General features: G+C 71.4%; 13 protein-coding genes. 8 read left to right on the forward strand and 5 right to left on the reverse strand.

Annotation, left to right across the window (positions count from 1 at the left end; genetic code table 11):
* Positions 1–79 precede the first annotated feature (79 nt).
* Both ACWGL3_RS24440 and ACWGL3_RS24445 read right to left on the reverse strand, forming a co-directional pair.
* On the reverse strand, positions 80–262 hold the full coding sequence (locus ACWGL3_RS24440) for a DUF6104 family protein (protein WP_267948366.1): 183 nt from the start codon (positions 260–262) through the stop codon (positions 80–82).
* 14 nt (positions 263–276) lie between these two features.
* A complete protein-coding gene (locus ACWGL3_RS24445) occupies positions 277–3,903 on the reverse strand; it encodes a multifunctional oxoglutarate decarboxylase/oxoglutarate dehydrogenase thiamine pyrophosphate-binding subunit/dihydrolipoyllysine-residue succinyltransferase subunit (protein ID WP_267948367.1) in 3,627 nt (1,208 codons plus the stop codon).
* A 687-nt stretch (positions 3,904–4,590) separates the two neighbouring features.
* Between ACWGL3_RS24445 and ACWGL3_RS24450 the strand changes: the two genes are divergently transcribed.
* On the forward strand, positions 4,591–4,965 hold the full coding sequence (locus ACWGL3_RS24450) for a BlaI/MecI/CopY family transcriptional regulator (protein WP_267948368.1): 375 nt from the start codon (positions 4,591–4,593) through the stop codon (positions 4,963–4,965).
* Between the two features lie 78 nt (positions 4,966–5,043).
* Here ACWGL3_RS24450 and ACWGL3_RS24455 read toward each other — a convergent pair whose 3' ends face one another.
* Positions 5,044–6,129 (reverse strand): suppressor of fused domain protein, encoded by a 1,086-nt coding sequence (locus ACWGL3_RS24455; protein WP_267948369.1) that lies wholly within the window; start codon positions 6,127–6,129, stop codon positions 5,044–5,046.
* A 200-nt stretch (positions 6,130–6,329) separates the two neighbouring features.
* Here ACWGL3_RS24455 and rlmN point away from each other — a divergent pair, with 200 nt between their 5' ends.
* The 6 genes from rlmN to ACWGL3_RS24485 all read left to right on the forward strand — a co-directional run bounded on the left by rlmN (position 6,330) and on the right by ACWGL3_RS24485 (position 10,690).
* Positions 6,330–7,427: a 23S rRNA (adenine(2503)-C(2))-methyltransferase RlmN gene (gene rlmN, locus ACWGL3_RS24460; RefSeq protein ID WP_267948370.1), complete on the forward strand. Its 1,098-nt coding sequence runs from the start codon at positions 6,330–6,332 to the stop codon at positions 7,425–7,427.
* A gap of 25 nt (positions 7,428–7,452) precedes the next feature.
* A complete protein-coding gene (locus ACWGL3_RS24465; RefSeq protein WP_267948371.1) occupies positions 7,453–7,923 on the forward strand; it encodes a hypothetical protein in 471 nt (156 codons plus the stop codon).
* A 269-nt stretch (positions 7,924–8,192) separates the two neighbouring features.
* Entirely contained in the window at positions 8,193–8,816 is a 624-nt protein-coding gene (locus ACWGL3_RS24470; RefSeq protein ID WP_267948372.1) for a hypothetical protein, read from the forward strand.
* 6 nt (positions 8,817–8,822) lie between these two features.
* On the forward strand, positions 8,823–9,149 hold the full coding sequence (locus tag ACWGL3_RS24475) for a transcriptional regulator (protein WP_267948373.1): 327 nt from the start codon (positions 8,823–8,825) through the stop codon (positions 9,147–9,149).
* Positions 9,150–9,394: 245 nt separating this feature from the next.
* Entirely contained in the window at positions 9,395–10,204 is an 810-nt protein-coding gene (locus ACWGL3_RS24480; RefSeq protein ID WP_267948374.1) for a carbon-nitrogen hydrolase family protein, read from the forward strand.
* Positions 10,205–10,444: 240 nt separating this feature from the next.
* Positions 10,445–10,690: a hypothetical protein gene (locus ACWGL3_RS24485; protein WP_267948375.1), complete on the forward strand. Its 246-nt coding sequence runs from the start codon at positions 10,445–10,447 to the stop codon at positions 10,688–10,690.
* Positions 10,691–10,931: 241 nt separating this feature from the next.
* Here the strand turns inward: ACWGL3_RS24485 and ACWGL3_RS24490 are convergent, their stop codons facing one another.
* Both ACWGL3_RS24490 and ACWGL3_RS24495 read right to left on the reverse strand, forming a co-directional pair.
* Positions 10,932–12,440 (reverse strand): CoA-acylating methylmalonate-semialdehyde dehydrogenase, encoded by a 1,509-nt coding sequence (locus ACWGL3_RS24490; RefSeq protein ID WP_267948376.1) that lies wholly within the window; start codon positions 12,438–12,440, stop codon positions 10,932–10,934.
* A 137-nt stretch (positions 12,441–12,577) separates the two neighbouring features.
* Complete coding sequence (locus ACWGL3_RS24495) at positions 12,578–13,864, reverse strand: aspartate aminotransferase family protein (RefSeq protein ID WP_267948377.1); 1,287 nt, start codon at positions 13,862–13,864, stop codon at positions 12,578–12,580.
* Positions 13,865–14,058: 194 nt separating this feature from the next.
* Here ACWGL3_RS24495 and ACWGL3_RS24500 point away from each other — a divergent pair, with 194 nt between their 5' ends.
* Entirely contained in the window at positions 14,059–15,666 is a 1,608-nt protein-coding gene (locus tag ACWGL3_RS24500) for a PucR family transcriptional regulator (protein ID WP_267948378.1), read from the forward strand.
* Positions 15,667–15,752 lie beyond the last annotated feature (86 nt).

Consider the following 15,752-nt stretch of genomic DNA (forward strand, 5'->3'; position numbering starts at 1 on the left):
GCCCCGGACACGGGAAAGGGGCCCGGGTCGCCATGACCCGGGCCCCTCACACCCCGCCGCTCACGCGGAGGGGCGGTGACTACTCCTCGTCGTCCTCGTCGTCCAACCGGGCCAGCCAGGTGGCCAGCCGGTCGACCGGCGTCTCGAACTCGGGGTGGACGTCGGTGAACACCCGCAGCTGCTCGGCGAGCCAGGCGAAGCTGACCTCCTCCTCGCCGCGGCGGCCCTCCAACTCCTCGATCCCGCGATCGGTGTAGTACACGCTCTGCCCCGTCCTCAGTCGGCGGGCGGGAACACCGTGTCCACCAGGGCACGCTGCTCGGCCTCGTGGCGCTTGGCCGAACCGGCCGCCGGCGCGGAGGAGGCCGGACGCGAGATCCGGGTGAACGGACGGTCGAGCTGCTCGGAGAAGACCAGCGCGACGAAGGGCCACGGGCCCATGTTCGCCGGCTCCTCCTGCACCCACAGGACCTCGCCCGCGTTCGGGAAGGCCTTGAGCTGCTCGCGGATCTCCTCGATCGGCAGCGGGTAGAGCCGCTCCGCCCGGATGATCGCCGTGTGCTTGTCACCGCTCTTGCGGCGCGCGGCGTCCAGGTCGTAGTAGATCTTCCCGGAACACAGCACCACGCGGCGCACCTTGTCGGGCGCGATCGAGTCGTCCGTGATCAGCGGCTGGAAGTGCCCGGACGTGAAGTCCGCGGTGGCCGAGGTGGCGGCCTTCAGGCGCAGCAGCGACTTGGGCGTGAACACCACCAGCGGGCGCTGGAACGGCGACTTGGCCTGCCAGCGCAGCAGGTGGAAGTAGCTCGCCGGGGTCGACGGCATCGCGACGGTCATGTTCTCCTGCGCGCACTGCTGGAGGAACCGCTCGATGCGGGCGGACGAGTGGTCCGGCCCCTGGCCCTCGTAGCCGTGCGGCAGCAGCAGGGTCACGCTGGAGCGCTGGCCCCACTTCTGCTCGCCCGCGGTGATGTACTCGTCGATGACGGTCTGGGCGCCGTTGACGAAGTCGCCGAACTGCGCCTCCCACATGACCAGCGCGTCCGGACGGGTCAGCGAGTAGCCGTACTCGAAGCCCAGCGCCGCGTACTCGCTCAGGAGCGAGTCGTGCGCGTGGAACCGGGTGGTCCCCTCGTCGAACTGCTTGAGCGGCGTGTAGGTCTCGCCGGTGTCGCGGTCCATGAGGGCGGCGTGGCGCTGCCCGAAGGTGCCGCGGCGGCTGTCCTGGCCGATCAGGCGGATCGGGTGGCCGTCGATCAGCACCCCGCCGAAGGCCAGCAGCTCACCGGTCGCCCAGTCGATGGCGTCGGTCTCGACCATCGTCGCGCGGCGGGTCAGCTGGGGCGCCAGCCGCGGGTGCGGCGTGAAGCCCTCGGGCAGCGACACCTGGGTGTCGATGATCCGCTTGACCGTCTCGGAGCTGATCGCCGTCTCCACCGCGGAGTGGTCCAGGCGGCCCTCGGTGAACACCTCGGGCTTGACCACGGCGCCCGGCTCGATCGGCTTCTTCTCGACCTCGCGGGTCTCGGTGAAGGCCCGTTCGAGCTCGGTCTGGTAGTCGCGCAGGGCCGACTCGGCCTCCTCCACGGTGATGTCCCCGCGGCCGATGAGGGCCTCGGTGAACAGCTTCCGGGTGGAGCGCTTGGCGTCGATGACGTCGTACATCAGCGGCTGGGTGAACGCGGGGTTGTCGCCCTCGTTGTGACCGCGGCGCCGGTAGCAGACCAGGTCGATCACGACGTCCTTGTTGAACGCCTGGCGGTACGCGAAGGCCAGGTGCGCGACCCGGACCACGGCCTCGGGGTCGTCCCCGTTGACGTGGAAGATCGGCGCCTGCACCATGCGCGCCACGTCCGTGGCGTACACGCTGGAGCGGCTGTCGGCCGGGGAGGTGGTGAAGCCCACCTGGTTGTTCACGATGACGTGCACCGTGCCGCCGGTCCGGTAGCCGCGCAGCTGCGACAGGTTGAGCGTCTCGGCCACCACGCCCTGGCCGGCGAACGCGGCGTCGCCGTGGATCAGGATCGGCAGCACCGTGAAGCCGTGCGGGCCCTTGTTGAGGACATCCTGCTTGGCGCGGACGATGCCCTCGGCGACCGGGTCGACCGTCTCCAGGTGGGACGGGTTGGCGGCCAGCGAGATCTGGATCCTGTCGCCCTCGCGGGTCTCGAAGACCCCCTCGGTGCCCAGGTGGTACTTGACGTCACCCGAGCCGTGCGCGCTGCGCGGGTCGAGGTTGCCCTCGAACTCGCCGAAGATCTGCCCGTACGACTTGCCGCAGATGTTGGCGAGCACGTTCAGCCGGCCGCGGTGGGCCATGCCGATGACGGCCTCGTCCAGCTCGGCCTTGGCCGCCCGCGAGATCACACCGTCCAGCAGCGGGATCAGAGACTCCCCGCCCTCGAGCGAGAAGCGCTTCTGGCCCACGTACTTGGTCTGGAGGAAGGTCTCGAACGCCTCGGCGCTGTTGAGCCTGTGCAGGATGTGCAGCTGCTCGTCGCGGTCGAGCTTCTCGTGCTCGCGCTCGACGTGCGACTGGATCCACTCCCGCTCCTCCGGGCTCTGGATGTGCATGTACTCGATACCCACCGTGCGGCAGTAGGTGTCGCGCAGCACGCCCAGCACGTCGCGGAGCTTCATGACCTGCTTGCCGCCGAAGCCCCCGGTGGGGAACTCGCGGTCCAGGTCCCACAGGGTGAGGCCGTGCTCGAGCACGTCCAGGTCGGGGTGCTTGCGCTGCTCGTGGTCCAGCGGGTTGGTGTCGGCCATGAGGTGGCCGCGCACGCGGTACGCGTGGATGAGCTCCTGGACCCGGGTGGTCTTGTCGAGCTGCGTCGCCTTGTTGACGTGGATGTCCTGCACCCAGCGCACCGGCTCGTACGGGATCCGCAGCGAGTTGAAGATCTCGTCGTAGAAGCCGTCCTCGCCCAGGAGGAGCTGGTGGATCCGGCGGAGGAACTCGCCGGACTGCGCGCCCTGGATGATCCGGTGGTCGTAGGTCGACGTGATCGTCATGACCTTGCTGATGCCGAGCTCGCTCAGGGTGTCCTGGGACGCCCCCTGGAACTCCGCCGGGTACTCCATCGCGCCGACGGCGAGGATGGTGCCCTGGCCGGGCATGAGGCGCGGCACCGAGTGCACGGTGCCGATGCCGCCCGGGTTGGTCAGGCTGATCGTGGTGCCCTGGAAGTCGGTCACGCCCAGCTTGTTGGCGCGGGCCTTGCGGACGATGTCCTCGTAGCCGCTCCAGAACTCGTTGAAGTCCATCTCCTCGGAGCCCTTGATGCTGGGCACCACGAGCTGACGGGAGCCGTCGGCCTTCTGGAGGTCGATCGCGAGACCGAAGTTCACGTGCTCGGGCTTGGCCACGCCCGGCTTTCCGTCGACCTCGACGTAGGAGTAGTTCATCTCCGGCATGGCCTTGGCGGCCTTGACCATCGCGTAGCCGATGAGGTGGGTGAAGGAGACCTTCCCACCGCGTCCGCGCCGGAGGTGGTTGTTGATGACGATGCGGTTGTCGAACAGGAGCTTGACCGGCACCGCGCGCACACTCGTCGCGGTGGGCATGGTCAGACTCGACTCCATGTTGGTAGCGGTCCGCGCGGGTGCACCGCGCAGACGCTCCTGCTTGACCTGGAGTGCCTCGTCCTTGCTCCCCTGCGCGGGCGCAGGGGGGGCAGCGGACTTCTTGGGCGCGGGGGCTGCGGGAGTCTTCTGGTCCTGCGCCTTGGCAGCACCCCCGCCCTTCGCGCCGGCAGTCTCCGCGGGCTTGTAGTCCGCGAAGAAGTTCCACCAGGCCTTGTCGACGGAGTTCGGGTCGTTCAAGTACTTCTGATAAAGCTCCTCGACCAACCACTCGTTGGGACCGAAGTCTGTCAGGGGTTGAGACGCCTCAGACGACACGGCGGAGATCGCCCACTTCCGCAGCTCGCTTGTGAATGTGTATGAAGACGGGTGGCTGCTGGCAAGGCGGGCTCGAAGGAACGTGGGAGCATCCCCGCGCATGCGGGAAGCATCTGACCTGGCCAGCACTCGTCGGATACCAGGCTACTTGTACCGGCCTCCTCGCGGGGAACCCGGGCGTTGTTGAAACTAGGAGATAGGTAACAATGTTTCACATCGTTGCTCTCCCTACGCACGGGTAACTAAGCGCAGCGTTGTTATGCCGTCTGTTTTGTGTGGCTTTCAGGGGATTTTGAGATGTGAAGACACTGTCCTCGTTCGGCCAACCGGGGTGTGGCGCGTGCCACTCGGGGGTCCGGGGAGGGCGGGAACCGGCGGCGGCCGGACCGCGTCGGAGTGGGTGTGAGCGGCCGGGCAGGACGGCCGGGTCCCACCGCCGGCGTTTCCCAGCGGAGGCGGGGGACCCGGGCCCGGCCGCGGACCCCCCTTCCCGTGCCCGGGTGGCCCGGTGGTCGGCGTCCCGCCTCTTTCCCTGGTCCCCGCGGGCCGCCGACGGGCGAAACGCCGGTCCGGGACGCCGAGGATGCGCGGATCTGCGCGCTCTCCGGAGTTCTCCCACGGAACAGGCCCCGCGCTGTCTACGATCTCGGTGACGAGCACACCGATGTCGCGGGGTAGGGGAGGCCCATGAGGGGGCTGGGGGAACTGGAGGCGGCCATCATGGACGCGCTGTGGCGGTCGGACACACCGCTCTCGGTGCGCCAGGTCCGCGAGAACATGGTCTACGACCGCGACATCGCCTACACGACCGTCATGACGGTCGCGAACATCCTCTTCCACAAGGCTCTGCTGGACCGGGAGAAGTGCGGGCGCGCCTGGGTGTACTGGCCCCGGGAGACGCACGCCGAGTACACCGCGCGGGTGATGGACGAGGTCCTCAACACGGGCCCCGACCCGCGCGCCACGCTGCTCAGCTTCGTGGAGCGCTTCAGCGACGAGGACATGGTGCGCTTCCACCAGATGCTCAGCCAGGTGAGGGGCCGCCGCGGCATCGCCAGCTGACCCCGTTCGGCGTCGGCCGGGCCGGGCACGGCCGTTCCGGGCGGGCCGGGGAGGCGGCGCCGCGTCCCCGGTCCGGGGCTACTCCAGGACCCAGCTGCGCCCCTCGGCCGCCAGTTTCTCGACGAGGGTGGCACTGTCGTGCTCCTTGGCGAACAGGTGCTCGGGCCGGGTGATCGGCACGATCCACAGCCAGCGCACCGGATCCCCCTGGAAGGAGAGCCCGGAGGTGTCCAGCGGCCGGTGGTCGGGGTGCGCGACCAGGGGGGCCGGGTCCTCCATCAGCAGGACCGCGCCCGCGCCGCCGCGCATCGCGCGGTCCTCGGGGTTGTCCAGCCACTTGACCGTGTGGCCGGTGCCGAACCACGTGACCGCCCGCCAGGGGAACGCGCCGATCCACCGGAAGATCCTGGCGGCCCGGTGGGCGGGCATGGTCGTGGCCAGGGCCAGTTCGACGCGTGCGTGCTGGGAGGTGTTGGCCATGTAGCGGTCCAGGGTGGGCATGCGCTGGCCGCACATCCCGACGGTGGACAGGACCGTGAACGGGCGCTCCGCCGTGGGCGGGCGCTCGGACACGCGGAGCAGGGGCGGGTGCCCGTCGGACACGTCCCAGTAGTGGCCGGGCTCGCCGACGCGGCGGTTGAGGTGGCTCAGGACGGTGCGCTGCACGCTCCGCCACGCCCCCGAGGCGCGGCGCCAGTCCCAGTAGGCCTCGGCGTGCACGACGCGCGGCCACAGCTGGCCGCGCACCGAGTCCAGCTCCCAGGCGTAGGCGCTGCGGCCGATGGCCTCCCGCGCGTAGCCGGGGAGCCCGCTGTCCGCCTCGGCCCAGCCGGGGATGACCGCGAGCAGGCCCTCCTCGTCGACCAGGGCCACGCCGTCGCCCTCCTCGAACCACACCGCGCGCAGGCACGAGGGGTCGAAGCGTGGGCGGCCCTGCGGGTGCTTGGTGTACGCCTCCGGCATGAGGGGCGCCTGGCCCTCGTACAGCCCGCCCGACTCGCTCGTGCGGGGGGCCATCTCGTGGTTGGCCAGCCACACGGGCACCCGGATGCGGCCCCGGGCGTCCAGCAGGTAGGCGGCCGTGGTGTGGGAGTCGCACTCCACCACGACACGGCGGCTCTGGTACGGGCTGATCTCGTCGAGCAGGACGTCGATCCCTGTCACCGGCCCTCCAACGCGCCGATCCCCTGATTGTCGTGGCTGGTGGACGAACTCGTCCGGGCCGTCCACACAGTGCGTAGAATCGACGGTAGTGCCCTGACAGGCGGAGCTGCACCGCAGCCGCGTATAGGTCGTATAACGACCCGAGCCGCTGCCACCCGCGCCGGGCCGAGACCATCGACTCCACCCCTTACGGACTCTCTATGCCCGCCGAGCTCACCTTTGTCGCCCCGCGCCGTGCCAAGCCTCCCCGGCACCTGGCCGACCTCAGCCCCGAGGAGCGGGCCGAGGTCGTCACCGAACTGGGGGAGAAGCCCTTCCGTGCCAAGCAGCTCGCCAAGCACTACTTCGGCGGGCTGGAGTCGGACACCGAAGCGATGACCGACCTGCCGGCGGAGTCCCGGGCACGCCTCGGCGAAGCCCTGCTGCCCACCCTCCTGACGCCCGTCAGGCACGTCACCGCCGACAAGGGGATGACGCGCAAGACCCTGTGGAAGGCGTTCGACGGGGTCCTGTTCGAGTCCGTGCTCATGCGCTACCCGGACCGCGTGACCCTGTGCATCTCCTCACAGGCCGGCTGCGGCATGAACTGCCCGTTCTGCGCCACCGGCCAGGCGGGCCTGACCCGCAACCTGTCCACGGGCGAGATCGTGGAGCAGGTCGTCGCCAGCGCCCGCGACCTGGCGCGCGGCGAGGTCGCCGGGGGGCCGGGCCGGATCAGCAACATCGTGTTCATGGGCATGGGGGAGCCCATGGCCAACTACAAGCGCGTCCTCCAGACGGTGCGCCGCATCACCGACCCCGTGCCCAACGGCATGGGCATCTCCCAGCGCGGCGTGACCGTGTCGACCGTCGGCCTGGTGCCCGCGATCAACAAGCTCATCGACGAGAGGATGCAGGTCCGCCTCGCGATCTCCCTGCACGCCCCCGACGACGAGCTGCGGGACGAGCTGGTGCCGATCAACACCCGCTGGAAGGTCGGGGAGGTCCTGGACGCCGCCTGGCGCTACGCCGGGACCACCGGCCGCCGGGTCTCCATCGAGTACGCGCTCATCAAGGACATCAACGACCAGGCGTGGCGGGCCGACCTGCTCGGCAAGCTCCTCAAGGGCCACCTGGTGCACGTCAACCTCATCCCGCTCAACCCCACCCCCGGTTCCAAGTGGACGGCCTCGCGGCCGGAGGACGAGCGCGAGTTCGTCCGGCGGCTCCAGGCGCACGGGGTGTCGGTCACGGTTCGCGACACGCGCGGACAGGAGATCGACGGGGCCTGCGGGCAGCTCGCGGCGGCCGAGAACTGACCGGGGCCGGGCCCGGGGGCGGCAGGTGATCGAGGCAGCGCTGGCCTTCGCGGTCGCCCTCGTCTCCGGGGCCGTCCCGGTGATCAACATCGAGATCTACCTGGTGGGTGCCGTCGTCGCCATGGACGACGGCGCCCTCGTCGCGATGGCCGTCGCCGCGGGGCTGGGGCAGACCCTCGGCAAACTGCCCTACTTCTACGTGGGAAGGGGCACGATCGCCGTGCCGTGGATGCGCCGCAAGGCGCAGACCCCGGGCAAGTGGGCGGAGCGCGCCGAGGGATGGCGGCGCAAGGCGGAGGCGCGCCCCGCCTGGGGCGCGGGGCTGGTGGCCCTGAGCTCCTTCGCCAGCGTCCCGCCGTTCGTGGTGGTGTCGGTGCTGGCCGGGGTGGTGCGCATGAACGTCGTGCTGTTCTGCGCGGTCACCTTCGCCACCCGCACCGCGCGGTTCCTCGTCGTGGTGTTCGCCCCCGCCTGGGCGATGTCCTTCCTGCCCTGATCCGGGTCGGGGCCCGCCGCCCACGGCCCGCCGGTCGCGCCGCGGGCCGCCCCCGCACCACCGTCCGGCTCACCCCCGGCGGGCGGGTCACCGTCTCCGCCCACTGGGACCGGCCGCCGCGCCCGCACGGACCGCCCGCGTCCCTCCGGGGTTCGCGAGGCCCTCCGGCGTTTTCTGCCGACCCCTTCGGTCTGTATTGCAAACCAGAGGTCCGCGCCGTACCGTGGAGGGAAGGTTTGCGCCGCAGACCAAAAGTGAGGGAGGCCTGGATGACCAGCCCGCACGACATCGACCGCCTGCACCGCGTCCGAGCGGTCACCACCGACCTCGGCGACTACAAGGGGCTCCACCTCCTCGTCCTGGGCCTGTTCCTGGTGTTCCTCGCGTTCGCCGCCGCAGGGAGAGGGGAGCTCATCGCCCCCGGGGTGTTCCTCGCCGCCGGCCTGCTCCTGGTGGTCGGCCGGTACTACCGTGAGCGCTTCGGCGACGTCCGCCCCCTGAACACCGCGGGCCGAGTCGTCCGCCGGGTCCTCCTCCCGCTCCTGTTCCTCCCCCTGGCCCTGGTCCTCATCACCCTCTCCAACGTGTTCGGGCTGACCGACGGGCCGGTCTCCGTCGCGGGGTTCCTGAGCGCCCTCCTCCTCGCCCTGGCCACCGGCCCCCGGTGGCGGATGCGCGCCCACTACCCGGTCGCTGCCGCGGCCATGGCACTGGCGAGCGTCCTGCCGCTCGGCGTGCTCACCCCCTCGGGGACGCACCCGTTCCTGGTCGACTCGCCCCCCATGCCGCTCCCGCTGGCCCTGGGTACCGTGCTGTGCGTCTGCGGACTGCTCGACCACCGCACGCTCGTGCGGACCCTTCCGCCCGCGCCCCGAACGAACGAAACGGACTGAACGACGATGGGTACGCCCTTCGAGGACATGGCGGACATCGACCGCCTGGTCCACGAACCCGCGCGGCTGGCGATCACCAGCGCGCTGCTGTCCTGCGAGAGCGCCGACTTCCTGTTCCTGCAGAGGATCACCGGGCTCTCCAAGGGCAACCTGTCCAGCCACCTGTCCAAGCTGTCGGCCGGGGGCGTGGTGGGGATCGAGAAGAGCACCGACGGCCGCCCCCGCACCACCGTCCGGCTCACCCCCGGCGGGCGGGTCACCGTCTCCGCCCACTGGGACCGGCTGCTGCGCCTGCACGAGGCGGCCGAGGCGTGGACGGACCCCGGAGCCTGAGAGCCCGGGAGGCCGTCCACGCCTCGGCGGGGAAGGGCCGGGGCGCCGTCGACCGTCGGCTTGCGCACCCCGGCCGACCCCTCCGGGGCGCGGTGGCCGGACACATGCCCATCACACCGAACGCGTGTTCGGTCGCTCGGCAAGGGCGTGGCGCACCCGCGTCCGCCGCCGGGCCGGGCGGGGAAGCGGTCGTACACTCGGGTCACGGCGCCCCCGGGCGCCCCCACAACCACGAGGAGAGGTCCATGGTGCAGGTCGCGGTCGCCCAGTTCGCCCCCGGGCGGGACAAGGCGGAGAACCGGCGCTCGGTGGCGCGGCTGACCGCGCGCGCCGCCGCGGAGGGCGCGCGCGTGGTCCTCTTCCCCGAGTACGCGATGTTCACGGCGTCGCGCATGGACCACCGCTACGTCGAGGCGGCCGAGCCCCTGGACGGCCCCTTCGTCTCGTCGGTCGCGGACACCGCCCGCCGGGAGGGCGTGCACGTCGTCCTGGGCGTCAACGAGGCGGGGGAGGACCCGGAGCGCTTCACGAACACCCTGGTGGCCCTCTCCCCGGACGGGGACCGGGTGGCGCGCTACCGCAAGATCCACCTGTACGACGCGTTCGGCGTGAGGGAGTCGGACGTGCTGAGGCCCGGGCCCGTCGAGGAGCCGGAGACCTTCGCCGTGGACGGCGTGGTGTTCGGACTCCAGACCTGCTACGACCTGCGCTTCCCCGAGGTGACGCGGCGGATCGTCGACGCGGGGGCGCACGTGGTGCTGCTGGCGGCGCAGTGGGTTCCCGGCCCGCTGAAGGAGGAGCACTGGCGGACGCTGGCCCGCGCCCGTGCCATCGAGAACACCGTGTACGTCGCGGCGTCCGGCCAGGCGGCCCCGACGGGCTCGGGCAACAGCATGGTGGTCGACCCGATGGGGACCCCCGTCGCGGCCCTGGGGGAGCAGTCCTTCGCGATCGCCACGGCCCAGGTTTCGGCCGACAGGGTCGAGGAAGTGCGGGGGATCAATCCCGCGCTGTCACTGCGCCGTTTCTCGGTCTGTGAGCGTCCTTCGGGCTGAAGGGTGCGCTGCGAGCCCGTTGTAGATATCAGACAAAGGGTATGAACATGCAGTTGGCGACAGGGGTCTTCCCAGACTTGATCACTTAGGGTTATGATCTCCCCGCACGGAGTGATTTAGTTCGGTCCGGACCCTTCCAGGCGCCCAGCGCTTCTGATTCAATAAAGAGCCGGTAACTATCGGCCCGCCAGACTGTCCTAAACCACGGGGGGAGCAAGGACATTGCGCGGAACGAGCACGATGTGCGATCCAGACACGCTGCCTGACGACTCACACGACACCTACGTCTACGACCCGGGATCGCTGAGCGGGGCGCAGTGCATGGGGGATGCCTGCGTCGTCTGCCACGCCAAGTGGCCGCGGCCCCGAAAGGTCCTCGGAGAGCTTCCCGACGGAAGCCGCGTCTTCGGTTGTGAGGAGTGTGCGGGGATCATCGGCGTCGATCCGGGGATACCCGCCGGTGAACGGCTGTTCGCGGTGCGGTAGGAGCGGCAGGACGGTCGCGCTCCGGGTCCAGGGGGAGAGACGGACCCGGAGCGCTTCCGCTGACGCGCCCGCTTCCATCGGGGAGGAGGGGAAATGAGCGCGTCTATCCCGGATGGTCTCCTGTGACGGCCGACGCCGCCGAACACGCCCCGTGAGGGGCTTCCGGGGACAACGATACTCCGTGTCGTCCCCCGCCGACCGTCAGTGAGAGACATCCGTCCGGTATTTCCCCGAACTCGGACTAGCCGTTGGTGGGGAACCCCAGGTCGACGCCGCCGGAGGGCCGCCGCCCCGGGTCGGTCCAGCGCGCCGTGACCGCCTTCGTGCGGGTGTAGAAGTGGACACCCTCCGTGCCGTGTGCGTGGGAGTCGCCGAAGAGCGACTGCTTCCATCCGCCGAACGAGTAGTAGGCCACCGGCACGGGGATCGGGACGTTGATCCCGACCATGCCGACCTGGACCTCGTTCTGGAACCGGCGCGCGGCGCCGCCGTCGTTGGTGAAGATCGCGGTCCCGTTGCCGTACGGGTTGGCGTTGACCAGCTCCACCGCCTCGTCGTAGTCGCGCACGCGCAGCACGCTCAGCACCGGGCCGAAGATCTCGTCCCGGTAGCAGGCCATCTCCGGGCCGACGCGGTCGAGCAGTGAGGGACCCAGCCAGAAGCCGCCGGGATCCCCGTCCGGGACCGGGTGCACCCGGCCGTCGATCGCCAGGGTCGCGCCCTCGCGGACCCCCGACTCCAGGTACGAGGCGACCTTGTCGCGGTGCTCCCGCGTGACCAGCGGGCCCATGTCGCTGCGGTCGTCGTCGCCGGGACCCACCCTCAGCCGGGACACCCGGTCGCGGATCCTCTCGACCAGCCCGTCCGCCACGGAGTCGACCACGGCCACCGCCGAGATGGCCATGCAGCGCTCGCCCGCCGAGCCGAAACCGGCCGACACCGCTGAGTCCGCCGCCAGGTCCAGGTCGGCGTCGGGCAGCACCACCATGTGGTTCTTGGCCCCGCCCAGCGCCTGCACGCGCTTGCCGTGCCCGGCGGCGGTCCGGTAGACGTACCGGGCGATCGGGGTGGAGCCCACGAAGCTGACCGCGGCCACGCCGGGGTGCTCCAGGACGGCGTCCACCGCCTCCTTGTCGCCGTGCACGACGTTGAACACCCCGGCGGGCAGCCCCGCCTCGGCCCACAGGCCGGCCAGCAGCACGGCCGCCGACGGGTCCTTCTCGCTGGGCTTGAGCACGAACGTGTTGCCGCAGGCGATGGCGATCGGGAACATCCACATCGGCACCATGGCGGGGAAGTTGAACGGGGTGATCCCGGCGACCACGCCGAGCGGCTGGAGGATCGAGTAGGAGTCCACGCCGGTGGACACGTTCTCGGAGTATCCGCCCTTGAGCAGGTGCGGGATGCCGCAGGCGAAGTCCACGACCTCCAGGCCGCGGGCCACCTCGCCCCGGGCGTCGGAGAACACCTTGCCGTGCTCGGCGCTGATCAGCTCCGCGAGGCGGTCCTGGTCGCGGGCGAGGAGTTCGCGGAAGCGGAACAGGATCTGCACGCGCCGGGAGAGCGGGGTGTCCCGCCATCCCGGGAAGGCCTCCCGCGCGGCGGCGACCGCCGCGTCGACCTCCCCGGCCCCGGCCAGGTCGACCGTGCCCGAGACCCGGCCGGACGCCGGGTCGTGGATGTCGCCCCGTCGCCCGGCGGCCCCCTCGTGGGCGCGCCCGCCGATCCAGTGGGTGACGTGCTTGCTCATGTGATCCCTCTCCTCGTCCACAGGCGTTGTCCACAGGTGCGGGGGCGCGGGCGTGCGCGGAGGGGGCCGGGGAATCCCCTGAATGGGGGACCCGCAGTCACACCGGCCCCTCCGGCACACCGGGCCCCGCGGGGGCCTCAGGCCCCGTCGTTCACGGCGTGCACCGCGTCCAGCAGCACGTCGCGGCCCTCCACGGCCTCCTCCTGCGACAGCGTCAGGGGCGGGGCCATCCGCAGCACGTTGCCGTGCACGCCCCCCTTGCCCACCAGCAGTCCCCGCTCCCGGGTCTCCTCCTGGACCCGTCCGGCCAGCGCCGGCGCCGGGGCGCCCGTGGCGGGGTCGGACATCTCCACGGCGAACATCAGCCCCTTGCCGCGCACGTCCTTCACGCTCGGCAGGGCGGTCAGCGCCTTCAGCCCCTCCATGATCAGGGAGCCCTGCCGCCGCGCGTTCCCCTGGAGGTCGTGCTCCAGCACGTAGTCCAGGGTCGCCCCCGCGGCCGCCATCGCCACCGGGTTGCCGCCGAACGTGGCCACGCCCAGCGCGCCCAGCCGGTCCATCAGGTCGCCGCGGGCCACGACACCGCCCACCGCGAAGCCGTTGCCCAGCCCCTTGGCGAAGGTCATGGCGTCCGGGGTCACCCCGTGGTTGCCGATGCCGAAGAAGCTCGTCCCCGTCCGGCCCCACCCCGTCTGCACCTCGTCGGACACGAACAGGATGCCGTGCTCGTCCAGGACCTCCTTGTACGCGGCGTACAGGCCGTCCGGCGGCATCGCGAACCCGCCCACGCCCTGGATCGGCTCGGCGATCAGGCACGCCACGCCGGGCGCGGCCGTGTCCAGGACGTCGCGCAGGTCGGCGACGCACGCCTCGACGTACTCGCGGTCCGACATCCTCCGGAAGGCGGGAGCGGCGTGGTCGGTGCCGTGCAGGTAGTGCACGTTCAGCGGTGACAGGGAGGAGTTCTTCCACGCACGGTTGCCGGTCACCGCCACGGTGCCGAAGGAGCGCCCGTGGTAGCTGCCGCGCATCGCCAGCACCTCGTCGCTCCCCCGCGCGAACGTGGCCAGCAGCAGGGCGGTCTCGTTGGCCTCGGTGCCCGAGTTGGTGAAGAAGACCTTCGCGTCCGGGATGCCCGACAGGCCGGCGATCCTCTCCGCCAGCTCGACCTGGTTGCGGATCAGGTACAGCGTGGAGGTGTGCACGACCCCCTTGGCGAGCTGGCGCTCGACGGCCTCCCGGACCTCGGCCACGTCGTAGCCGAGCATGTTGGTCACGATGCCGGTGAAGAAGTCCAGGTACGTGTTGCCGTCGGCGTCCGTGACACGGGCGCCCTTGCCGCTGGTGATCTCCAGCGGGGAGTCGTAGTAGAGGGGCAGCCAGGAGGGCATGACCGCGCGGTGGCGCGAGAGAAGTTCCGACATGGCTCCAGTCTCGCCCGCTCCCACCCGGATGGCCAGGATCACCGTGTTGACAACATGGTGGCCGGGTTTACGCTCTGTCAAGGACGGTCGGTGGCGCTCCGACCCGGGGACGCGGGCCCGCGGCGCGGACACCGTGTAAGGACGGGCGGCCCCACACCGACACCGCGTCCGAGGCGGTCTCCTAGAATGGGCCGGTGCTCCCCACCCTCGCCGAGGTCCTCCGGCTCCCCGCGCTGCGACGCGCCCGCCCCCGGGTCGTGGTCGGGGCCGAACTGCTCGACGACGTGGCCGTGCGCTGGGTCCACATCGCCGAGGTCACCGACCTCGCCCACCTGCTCCGGGGCGGAGAGCTGGTGCTCAGCACCGGCATCGCCCTGCCCGACGACCCCGAGGCCCTCCGCCGCTACATCGACGACCTCGCCGCCGTGGGCGTCAGCGGCATCGCGGTCGAGCTCGGGCGCAAGTACCACGCCGAGCTGCCCCCCGCCTTCCTCGACGCCGCCCGCGACGCCGGGGTGCCGGTCGTCCTGCTGGACCGCGAGGCCAGGTTCGTCGAGATCACCGAGGCCGTGCACATCCGCGTCGTGAACGAGCAGCTGGAGGAGCTGCGCGAGTCCGAGAAGCTGCACTCGGTGTTCACCCAGCTGTCGGTGGAGGGCGCCGACGCCGACCGCATCCTGCACGAGGTGGCCCAGCTGTCCGGCTGCCCCGTGGTCCTGGAGAACCTCACCCACCAGGTGCTGGCCTGCGACCTCAACGGCGAGGACCCCGGCACCCTGCTCACCTCCTGGGAGAGCCGCTCGCGCGCCGTCCGCTCGGGTTCGCGCACCGTCCACGTGCCCGCCACCGGGTGGCTGGTCACCACGGTCGGGGCGCGCGGGCAGGACTGGGGGAGGCTGATCCTCGTCGCCGGGGCCGGCCCCACCCCGCGCCAGAGCATGCTCATCGAACGCGCCGCCACCACCCTGGCCCTGGGCCGGCTGCTCGAACGCCACGAGGAGAGCCTGGAGCGGCAGACGCACCGGACGATCATCGCCGGCATCATCGACCGCGCCTACTCCGACCCGGAGGAGGCGCTGGTCCGGGCCCGGGCCGTGGGCGTCCCGCTCAACGGACGCGAGCTCGTGGGGGTGGTGCTGCGCCTGCGCGAGAGCGGGACCGGCCTCGCCGCCCAGGCCCGGCTGTCCGACACGGCGGAGGGGGCCGCGCGCGCGTGCCGCGAACTGCGCCTGCCCGCCCTGGTCGGCTCGCTGGACGACCTGCGCGTGGGGATCCTGCTCGCGCTGCCCGGCAGGCAGCGGCTCGACCCGACCCTGTACATGCTCTCCGAACGGGTGCGGGGCGCGATCGGGGACGCGGCCGTGCTGGCCGTCGGCTCCTCCGTCGACGGCATCCGGGAGGTGCGGCGCTCCTTCCTGGAGGCGCGCCAGGTCGGGGACGTGGCCGTCCGCCAGAGCGACGACCGGCCCTTCTACCGGCTGCCCGACCTCCACCTGCGCGGCCTGCTCCACCTGTTCCGGGACGACGAGCGGCTGCAGACCTACGTCGAGCGCGAGCTGGGCCCCCTCCTGGACCACGACGCCCGGCACGGGAGCGACCTCACCGACATGCTCCGGCACTACCTCGGCGCAGGCCGCAACAAGGCGCTGGCGGCGAACCGCGCCCACCTGTCCCGCCCCGCGTTCTACGACCGGCTGCGGCGCGTCTCCCACGTCCTCGAAGCGGACCTGGACTCGGTGGAGACCTGCGTGTCCCTGCACGTGGCGCTCCTGTCGCTGGACTCGGTGCGCGACGAGCGCTGAGGCCCCGGGAACGCGGCGGCGCCGGGACCTCATAGGCCGGACCGTGTCCACCCCGCCGGGGCCGGCCGCCCGGGGCGAGGAGTGGA

Source organism: Nocardiopsis sp. NPDC055824 (genome assembly GCF_053616335.1).